This is a genomic window from Fibrobacter sp., assembly GCA_024398965.1.
GTDB lineage: Bacteria > Fibrobacterota > Fibrobacteria > Fibrobacterales > Fibrobacteraceae > Fibrobacter.
Window position 1 is genome coordinate 1 of record JAKSIF010000080.1, and the last position, 7724, is coordinate 7724.

Genomic DNA, 7724 nt, shown 5'->3' on the forward strand with positions numbered 1-7724 from the left:
CACTTGGCCATTGTGTCGGATAGGTCGGGCGGTTATTCGGGCAAGTCAATCTTGCCGACAAAGCTGTAATAAATCTCAATGTCCTGCCTGCGGGTGCCGTTCTCATCATAGCTGCACTCATGCACCACAATTTTCTCGATCATTTCCCGCAAGAGAGTGGGGGTCAGTTCTTCAAAGGCAAGGTGCTTGCGGACAATGCCCATAAATTTCTCGGCGTTGACGGTAGCTGCCTGTGACTTGTCCAGTTCGGCTTGCAGGGCGGCGGCTCTCTTTTTCAGCTCCGCTTGCTCGGCTTCGTAGTCAGCCGACAGTTCCATGAAACGCTCATCGCTGATTTTGCCGTTTACATTGTCCTCATACAGCCGCTTGATAATGCGGCTGATTTCAGAAATGCGTTCCTGCGCCTGTTCAAGCTGCTTGATGGCTGCGGCGGTCTTTCGCTTGCCGCCGATCTCGTTCTGCTGGACAAGTAGTTTCACAAACCGGCTCTCATGCTTGGCTGCGTATTCGGTCACTTGCCGGAGATTTGCCAGGACACCAGCGGTCAACAGATCGGTGCGGATAAAGTGCGCCGTACAGTTGCGGGTGCGCTTCTTGTAGCTGCCGCAGATGTAGCAGTCCTGTTTGCGGTCTTTGTTCTGATACCGCTGCTGATACAGCACATGGCCGCAGTCGGCGCAGAACAAAATCCCGGAGAACAGCCCCACTTCATCGTAGCGGTTCGGGCGTTTGCGCTGTTTGCGTAACTCCTGCACCCGTTCCCATGTTTCCTTGTCGATGATCGGCTCATGGTGGTTCTCGAAAATGGCCTGCTTCTCGACGGGGTTCTCTATGCTGTGCTTGACCTTATAAGAAGGCTTTTCCGTTTTGAAGTTCACCAGACATCCGGTGTACTCTCGGTTTTCGAGGATATGAACGACGGTGTTGGTCGCCCATTTGCACTCATAGCCTGGGTGATAACGGCGGGTGCTGCCTGTCCGCTGATATTCCAGCGTCCCCGGCGTGGGGATTTGCTGCTCCGTCAGCATACGGGCAATCTTGGTCGGGCCGTTCCCGGCAAGGCAAAGCTGGTAAATCTGCTGCACCACCGGGGCGGCTTCCTCGTCTATAATAAAATTCTCGTCCTCGTCCATCACATAGCCGTAAACCGGCTTGCTGGTAACAGGCTTGCCGCTCATGCCTTTTGACTTTTTCACTGCCTTGATTTTCTTGCTCGTATCTCTCACCAGCCATTCATTGAACAGATTTCGCAGCGGGGTAAAATCGTTGTCCATGCCCTCGCTGGCACTGTCCACATTATCGTTGACAGCGATAAAACGCACACCCTTTTGAGGGAACAGCATTTCCGTGTAAAACCCTACCTGCAAGTAGTTTCGCCCTAACCGGCTCATGTCCTTGACGATGACCGTACCCACTTTCCCGGCTTCAATGTCCGCAAGCATGGCTTGAAATCCGGGCCGCTGGAAGTTCGCGCCGGAAAAACCGTCGTCGGTGTACCAGCGCAGATTGGTAAAGCCGTTCTGTTTTGCGTAGGTTTCGAGTATCCTTTTTTGGTTCGATATGGAATTACTCTCGCCTTGCAATTCATCCTCGTGGGACAATCTCGGATAAAGGGCGGTAATGAGGTTTTGGGTGGCTTGTCTTAACATAAAATCCTCCGTTTCCGACAGCCAGCCCCACTATTCCGTGGTTTCATTGTACCACGGAACGGCGGGGGCTGTACAGCGGCAAAAGCGTTAAATTTGCTTCTTTACAGCTTTTCAATTTTCCGATTTTTATGGTATGGGTTGTCGTCCCATATTTGCAGTAGAAAAGTTCATAACTCCGTGGTATACTCTGATTTAACAAAAAAATCAGAAGTTAAAGGAGAAAACATGAAGTATACAATAGATGAATTAACCGCGGCCAAAAGGCAAATTGATTCAACTCTGCACAAGCTAAGAGAAACAGTAAAAACATTTGAATCAAAGGATAATTCCGAGCGTTATAAATCACAAATCACATTGGCAAAGAGAAGAATAAAAGCCTTTGAAATTGCAAATTATTTTATAGAGAATGAGATTAAGAATTGCTAAAGCACTTCCGATTTTCGTTCCAGCGGTCATGCTCCCTGGCATGGCCGCTTTTCCATGCCCCGGTTCACGCCGGATAAGTCGGCTCCTGTGTAGCAGCGGCTTCCGCTTCCAGTACCCGCGCCATTTTGTCGGCGGCTGTGGTTGTGGTGTCTTTCTTGAAATAGCCGGACACGACAAGGACGGAATTGCCCATGCGGATTTCCGTCACACAGTCAGGGCGGCGGGTGGTGCGGGTGTCGTGCTGCTTGTTATCTGCCATAGGCAATACTCCTTTCAGTCGGTAATCAGTTTCTTCATGCTCTCCATTTTCCGCTTGGCGGTTTCCTGCCGGAAGTTGTCGCCGGTAAAGCGTACCGGGACGCACATGGAAAGCAGGCGGTCATAAATCCGGGAATGGGCGGTGTCCTCCGGGTTGTGCAGGTCGTCCAGCGTAAGGTTGGTCGTGACGATCAGCGGCTTGCCGCTGCGGTAACGGCTGTCAATCACATTGAACACCTGTTCCAGCCCGTATTCCGTCCCGCGTTCCATGCCGAAGTCGTCAAGGATCAGCAGCGGATAACGACAAAGGCGGGAAATGTACTCGTTGCGCCCCTCAAAGCTGGCGGCAAGGTCATTGAGGATAAGAGCAAAGTTCGTCATGCGGACGGGGATTTCTTTCTCCATGAGGGCGTTTGCGATACAGCCTGCAAGGTAGCTTTTGCCGGTGCCTACGCCGCCCCAGAACAGGCAGCCGATATTGTCTGTCCGCATATCTTCCCAATGCTCCACATACCGGCGGGCAAGCCCGGTCTGCGGGTTCCTGCCGTTGTCGTTCTCGAAAGTCCAGTCCCGCATGGTGGGGTCGGTAAAGCCCCGGCGTTTCAGTTCTTCCACGGTGTCAAGGTGTCTGCGCCGCTTTTCGGCGGCTTCCCGTTCCTCGCGGGCGGTTCTCTGGCAGTCGCACTCTGCCGGGTGGCGGTCGCGCCCGAAGATAGCGGCCTTATCCGGCGCAAAATAGGCTTCTTTCGGCTTGCGGCACTTGCCGCAGTACAGTAAACCGTCCTCGCCGGTGTAGTCCTCCGGCTCCGGGATGGTGGTCGTCATATTCTCCAAAACCGCGTTGATTTCATTCTTCATAAACTCTCGCCCTCCTTGCATGAGTAGTCTGGTATGCCCTTTTTAGGGGCTTCCTTTTTGTCGTTCCCCGCCCATATCCGCAGGGCGGCGGCATAGTTCTGGTAGCTTTTCCCGTTGGCGGCAAGGTAGCGGCTCATTTCCTCGATGAACCGTTCCAGCCTGTCAGGGTACTCTGCCTGCAACTCGTCGTATTCGGTCTGTGACAGAAAAATATTTCCATATCGGCCATAGGGCGCGGACGGCCCCCCACTCACTCCCTTTGTTTGGCTCTCTGTAAGGTTGTTTATAGTAGTTTGGTTAGGGGACGGTTTTCCGACCATCATAAGGTCGGTTTTCTGACCATCAGTAGGACGGTTTTCCGGCTCTATGAGGGGCGGACTTCCGGCCATCAGTTGGTCTGAAAACTGTACCTGTGGCACTGGCGGTACTTTGACATAAAGCCGGTTCGGTGCGGAGAAGCCGCCCCGTTCCCGTTCCAACAGCCCCGCCGTGTCCAGTTCATTAAGCGCCCCCTTGATGGTGGTGCTGCCTTTATCCAGTATTTCTGCTATCTCCGCGATGGGATAGATAATATAAATCCTGCCCTCGTCGTCCAGCCACTTGTTTTTCTGGGAGAGGGTGGAACGGTCTAACAGCAGCGAATACAGCAGCTTGGCGGTCTGTGAAATCTCCATTTTCAGCAGGAAACGGGGATACGGCAGATAGGCGGGCAGCCGCGTGTCTGCCCTGATATAATCAGCGATAGGATCACCTCCCTGTGTTCGGGTTGATTTTGGCGTATTGTCACGCATTAAAACGCCGTTTCCGGGGGAAAAGGATAAATGTATCGCGTACCCTTTGACACCCACGAAAAAAGCCTTGATTTATGCGGGTTTGAAAGGCTCTAAAGCGTGACATCTCTGCCTTTGTTTCCGCTTTCTCTCGGCGGCTTTGATTTTCTTCATGCGCCCGGCGCAGTCGGGGCAGTATTTTCCCCGGTTGGATTTGGGGACAAAGGCCGCCCCGCAGACGGCACACCGTTTCCGGCTTCCCCGGCACAAGAGGGCTGCGGCCAGCTCCCCGTCAAGGGGCAGGACAGCCACACGGAACCAGTGGCACATGAGGGAAAAGGAAATGCTCTGGACGCACACGCAAGGCTCCCCGTCGTCCAATAGCAGGCAGTTCCCCTCATCGTAGTTACAGCACTCATGTACCAGCCGCCGCGCCCGCCGGTGCTGGCGGTAGTCCATGTGGGGCAGGTTATCGCTCATGGCTCTGCTCCTTTCTGCGGTGCGGCTCGTCCCGGCGCAAAATCTGGTCGATGTTCCGCTTGACGGTCTGCAACTCCTTGAACCGCTGTTTCTGTTCGTGATAGGTGTTATACAGGCCGTCTTTCTCGGAGATAAGCTGCTCGATCTCGGCCTGCAACGCTTTCCGGGCGGGCAGCTTGGTAATGCCATGCGCCTTGAAATACCGGGCTGCTGCGTCGGCTATGATAAAATCGCTCTCATGGGCCTGCCGGTATGCGGCGCGGGCTTTCTCGGATTTCTGTGCCCGCAGCCCGTCGCGGGCGGCCTTGGTCTGGGCGTAGGCCAACACCTGCCGCTGCAACTTCTTTTTCCCTTGCAGCTTCGTTTCCAGTGCTTTCAGTTCGCCGCTGGTCTGGCGCATTTTCTGATAGGCGGTGTCAACGGCGGCTTCTAACTGCTCCGGGGAAGTAAAGCCGTATTGCTGGTAGACGGACAGCGTTTTGGCGGCCTGCTTCAGATTGTGTATCTTCGCCCAGCGTTCATAGCCCCGGCCTTTGCCCTCGGCCATTTTCTGCTCAATGTCCACAAGCCGCTGCACTCCGTCCTGTTTCGGGGCGGCTATCTCGGCTCTGGCAACCTGCAAGCGGTCTTTTATGGTGCGTGGGGGATCGGGGGATCTGGCTGGCGCTTCGGCTGCTCTGGCGGCGTTTTGCTCTAAAACGGCAAAGACAGCGGCGCGGTCAAAATCGTCGCCCAGCTTCCGGGCGGTAATTGGCTTTGTCCTGTCCGGCGTGAGGTAGGAAAGCCGCCCCCGGCTCTCCTTGACGGTCACACCCTCCTGCAGCAACAGAGAGGAAAACTCGTCAAAGCTGGCGGCGGTGGCAAGGGCTTTCCGTAGGGTCTGCCGCAGCTTCTCCTTGTTCGTTTCAAACTTGGTCTGCCGGGGCGTGATACTATCGGCAATCATGGGGGCGTTCTGCTTGTCCAGCGCGGCCTGTCCCTTTTTCTGCGCCCAATACTCCCGGTCGGTGACGCGGTTCTTGCTGCCGTTCAAGAGGTCGATTTGATAAAGCCCCTCCCGGTGGCACATCTCCATGACTTCGGATTTGAAGTAGCGCAGGGCAGCGTCGGTACATCGGTGCTTGCAGCCGACTTTCGTATCGGCCGGCCTGTCCATGTAGGGCAGGAACGGCACTTCCTCAATCCGCAGGCTGTTTATGACGATATGCACATGAATGTTGCCGCTGTGGTTATGCCCGTCCGGGTGGGTGCAGACAAGGGCCTGGTGGCCGGGAAAATGCTCTTTACAGAATTGTTCCCCCAACGCCTGCGCCCGGTCTACGGTCAGGCCGTTGTCCGGCCCGTCCCGCGGGTCAAAGCTGATGATGTAGTGGTGGCTTTTCACATCTTCCCGCCGCTGGTTTTTCTGATAGCGGAGATTGGCCCGCATACACGCAACGGCAAAATCCTCCCCGTCGCAGTTCAGCGTGGACAGCCGGTAGTCCTCGCGGGGGATAAGCCTGCCGGTTTCATCAAGGACGGGCTTCATGGTAAACTCGTCATGCTCAAAGAGAAGATATTGCTCGGCGGCTCCGTAGTCGGCGTTTTTAGAGTTGATATGCTTGAGTGTTGCCAACCGCGTCACCTACTTTCTTGAGGACTTCATACTTGAGGACGGCAAGGTCGGATATGGCGGCGCGTACCTCGCCGGAAAGGGTGTTGTAGGGTACGCCGTATTCGTTCAGATACCGGGCAATCTGATTGAGGTTGCCGCCGATCCTGCCGTACTCGGCTGTCAGCTTCCCGACAGCGGAAAGCAACTCGTCATTGACCGACGACACATGGACAACCGGGCGTATGGTCGCCCGCCGTATCGCCTGCCGGAGAAATTCGGACTGGCTGATACCATAGGGCGCAAGCCGCGCTGTGAAGTCGGCATACTCATCTTCGGACAGCCGGGTTTTCACAACGCGGCTGCGGTGGGGCGTGTTGTATTTCTTTCGCATGGTGTGACCTCCTTTCTCGCCCGTAAGGGCGCATGAGCAGGGTTTGGGGAAGGCACTCCCCAACAAGTTTCCCGCGAGGGGCAAAACTGCAGAATTGCGGATTTTGGCACCGTGGTAGAAACTTGCTCTCCGTGACTGCAAACTTTCTCTCACTTCCGTCCGCCACTTTTTTGGAAAACTGCAACCACAAAAGTTTGTTTCTCTTTTTCTGCTACTACTAATCCTGTAAAGGGCATTCCTGCCCGCTTTCGCTAAAATGACACCGGACGCAGTGGTTTCTACCCGGTGTTGGAGAAATCCTTTCTCTTTGCCCTCTACTACGGGTAAATGCTCCAAATGCCAAACACCAGGGCAGAAAAATTCCCTCCTCGCTTACTACTACAACCGGCAGGGGGCAAAATGGCCGGGAGCGGAGCCGGACAACAAAAAAAGCAGTAAATCTTTTTCAAGACTTACTGCTTTCGCTGGCCGCGTCGGTGGCGGCTGGTATTCAGTTTTTATGACTTGTCCGGTGGTTCGTCAAGCCGGAACTTGAATTGACAGTCAATTAACCGCTGCTTTACATAGTCCTCCACCTCGGCGTTGACCTGCCCGTTCACTTTTGAGAAATAGCGGATATATCCGGCGTAGTGGAGCAGGACAGCGTTCACGGCTTCTGGGTCGCCCTCACGGGCTTTGAGGATTGTTTCATAGGGGAGAAGTCTACTCATACCGGCTCACCCCCATTTCTTCGCGTAGCCGCTGCAAGGCAAGCTGGATATGCCGCCCCGCTGTGCTGCGTGACCGGCCAATACACGCGCCGATCACGCGCTGCGGCTGGCGCAGAAAGTAATAGCGCAGGATTTCTTCCCGCGTCTGCTCCGGCAAAACAGAGATCGCGTCGGCAAGGGCGGCGTTGCAGAGCAGGACGGTCTGACCGCAGACGGTAAATGGGTATTCCTCGTCCGGCTCCGACGCGGCAAACTGGACAAACTTCTCGTTCATCAGATAGTCAAGGGAAACTTGCCGTTCCCATTGCCGTTTAAGCTTCAAAATCTTGTCCAAGGCGGCACAGCGGATAACAGTCTTGCAAAAGGCGTTGTACCTGCGCTGGATATATTCTTGATAGGCTATCTGGTCGGTCATGGAAATTCCCCTTTCTGAATAATAGTGCGGGGCGGTGGCACTTCTTGCTGTCGCCCCTTGATTGCCTACCAGCAAAGGCGGGCGGGGCTGTCAACGGCTGCGCATATGCGCCGTTCATCTTGACCGTTGACTGGCTCGGCTGGGTTTGCTATTTACCCGACAAACTTGAATTT

At 54.8% G+C, this 7724-nt stretch carries 10 protein-coding genes; 1 reads left to right on the forward strand and 9 read right to left on the reverse strand.

The window, feature by feature from the left end:
- Window positions 1-32: 32 nt before the first annotated feature.
- On the reverse strand, window positions 33-1649 hold the full coding sequence (locus tag MJZ26_14235; GenBank protein ID MCQ2106935.1) for a recombinase family protein: 1617 nt from the start codon (window positions 1647-1649) through the stop codon (window positions 33-35).
- Between the two features lie 225 nt (window positions 1650-1874).
- Between MJZ26_14235 and MJZ26_14240 the strand changes: the two genes are divergently transcribed.
- Window positions 1875-2075 (forward strand): hypothetical protein, encoded by a 201-nt coding sequence (locus MJZ26_14240; GenBank protein ID MCQ2106936.1) that lies wholly within the window; start codon window positions 1875-1877, stop codon window positions 2073-2075.
- A gap of 64 nt (window positions 2076-2139) precedes the next feature.
- On the opposite strand, the gene MJZ26_14245 is transcribed toward MJZ26_14240, so the two are convergent.
- From MJZ26_14245 to MJZ26_14280, 8 genes are all read right to left on the reverse strand, one after another.
- The gene (locus MJZ26_14245; protein ID MCQ2106937.1) at window positions 2140-2334 is read right to left on the reverse strand and encodes a transposon-encoded TnpW family protein; all 195 of its coding nucleotides are present in this window, start codon (window positions 2332-2334) and stop codon (window positions 2140-2142) included.
- A 14-nt stretch (window positions 2335-2348) separates the two neighbouring features.
- Window positions 2349-3191: an ATP-binding protein gene (locus MJZ26_14250; protein ID MCQ2106938.1), complete on the reverse strand. Its 843-nt coding sequence runs from the start codon at window positions 3189-3191 to the stop codon at window positions 2349-2351.
- Complete coding sequence (locus MJZ26_14255; GenBank protein MCQ2106939.1) at window positions 3188-3982, reverse strand: replication initiator protein A; 795 nt, start codon at window positions 3980-3982, stop codon at window positions 3188-3190. The genes MJZ26_14250 and MJZ26_14255 overlap by 4 nt, the downstream gene beginning before the upstream one ends.
- A 72-nt stretch (window positions 3983-4054) precedes the next feature.
- Complete coding sequence (locus tag MJZ26_14260; protein ID MCQ2106940.1) at window positions 4055-4441, reverse strand: cysteine-rich VLP domain-containing protein; 387 nt, start codon at window positions 4439-4441, stop codon at window positions 4055-4057.
- Window positions 4431-6056 carry a relaxase/mobilization nuclease domain-containing protein gene (locus MJZ26_14265; GenBank protein MCQ2106941.1) on the reverse strand — a complete coding sequence of 542 codons (1626 nt, stop codon included), beginning with the start codon at window positions 6054-6056 and terminating at the stop codon, window positions 4431-4433. Before MJZ26_14265 ends, MJZ26_14260 begins: the two co-directional genes overlap by 11 nt.
- Window positions 6028-6426, reverse strand: a complete 399-nt coding sequence (gene mobC / locus MJZ26_14270) for a plasmid mobilization relaxosome protein MobC (protein ID MCQ2106942.1) — start codon at window positions 6424-6426, stop codon at window positions 6028-6030. Before mobC ends, MJZ26_14265 begins: the two co-directional genes overlap by 29 nt.
- A gap of 497 nt (window positions 6427-6923) precedes the next feature.
- A complete protein-coding gene (locus MJZ26_14275; GenBank protein ID MCQ2106943.1) occupies window positions 6924-7136 on the reverse strand; it encodes a helix-turn-helix domain-containing protein in 213 nt (70 codons plus the stop codon).
- Window positions 7129-7551 carry a sigma-70 family RNA polymerase sigma factor gene (locus MJZ26_14280; protein MCQ2106944.1) on the reverse strand — a complete coding sequence of 141 codons (423 nt, stop codon included), beginning with the start codon at window positions 7549-7551 and terminating at the stop codon, window positions 7129-7131. The genes MJZ26_14275 and MJZ26_14280 overlap by 8 nt, the downstream gene beginning before the upstream one ends.
- Between the last annotated feature and the right edge of the window lie 173 nt (window positions 7552-7724).

Excerpts from the sequence above, each read along its gene's own strand:
- MJZ26_14275 (MCQ2106943.1), bottom strand. The coding sequence starts at position 7,136 with ATGAGTAGACTTCTCCCCTATGAAACAATCCTCAAAGCCCGTGAGGGC.
- MJZ26_14245 (MCQ2106937.1), bottom strand. The coding sequence starts at position 2,334 with ATGGCAGATAACAAGCAGCACGACACCCGCACCACCCGCCGCCCTGAC.
- MJZ26_14250 (MCQ2106938.1), bottom strand. The coding sequence starts at position 3,191 with ATGAAGAATGAAATCAACGCGGTTTTGGAGAATATGACGACCACCATC.
- MJZ26_14260 (MCQ2106940.1), bottom strand. The coding sequence starts at position 4,441 with ATGAGCGATAACCTGCCCCACATGGACTACCGCCAGCACCGGCGGGCG.
- MJZ26_14235 (MCQ2106935.1), bottom strand. The coding sequence starts at position 1,649 with ATGTTAAGACAAGCCACCCAAAACCTCATTACCGCCCTTTATCCGAGA.
- MJZ26_14240 (MCQ2106936.1), top strand. The coding sequence starts at position 1,875 with ATGAAGTATACAATAGATGAATTAACCGCGGCCAAAAGGCAAATTGAT.
- MJZ26_14280 (MCQ2106944.1), bottom strand. The coding sequence starts at position 7,551 with ATGACCGACCAGATAGCCTATCAAGAATATATCCAGCGCAGGTACAAC.
- mobC (MCQ2106942.1), bottom strand. The coding sequence starts at position 6,426 with ATGCGAAAGAAATACAACACGCCCCACCGCAGCCGCGTTGTGAAAACC.
- MJZ26_14255 (MCQ2106939.1), bottom strand. The coding sequence starts at position 3,982 with ATGCGTGACAATACGCCAAAATCAACCCGAACACAGGGAGGTGATCCT.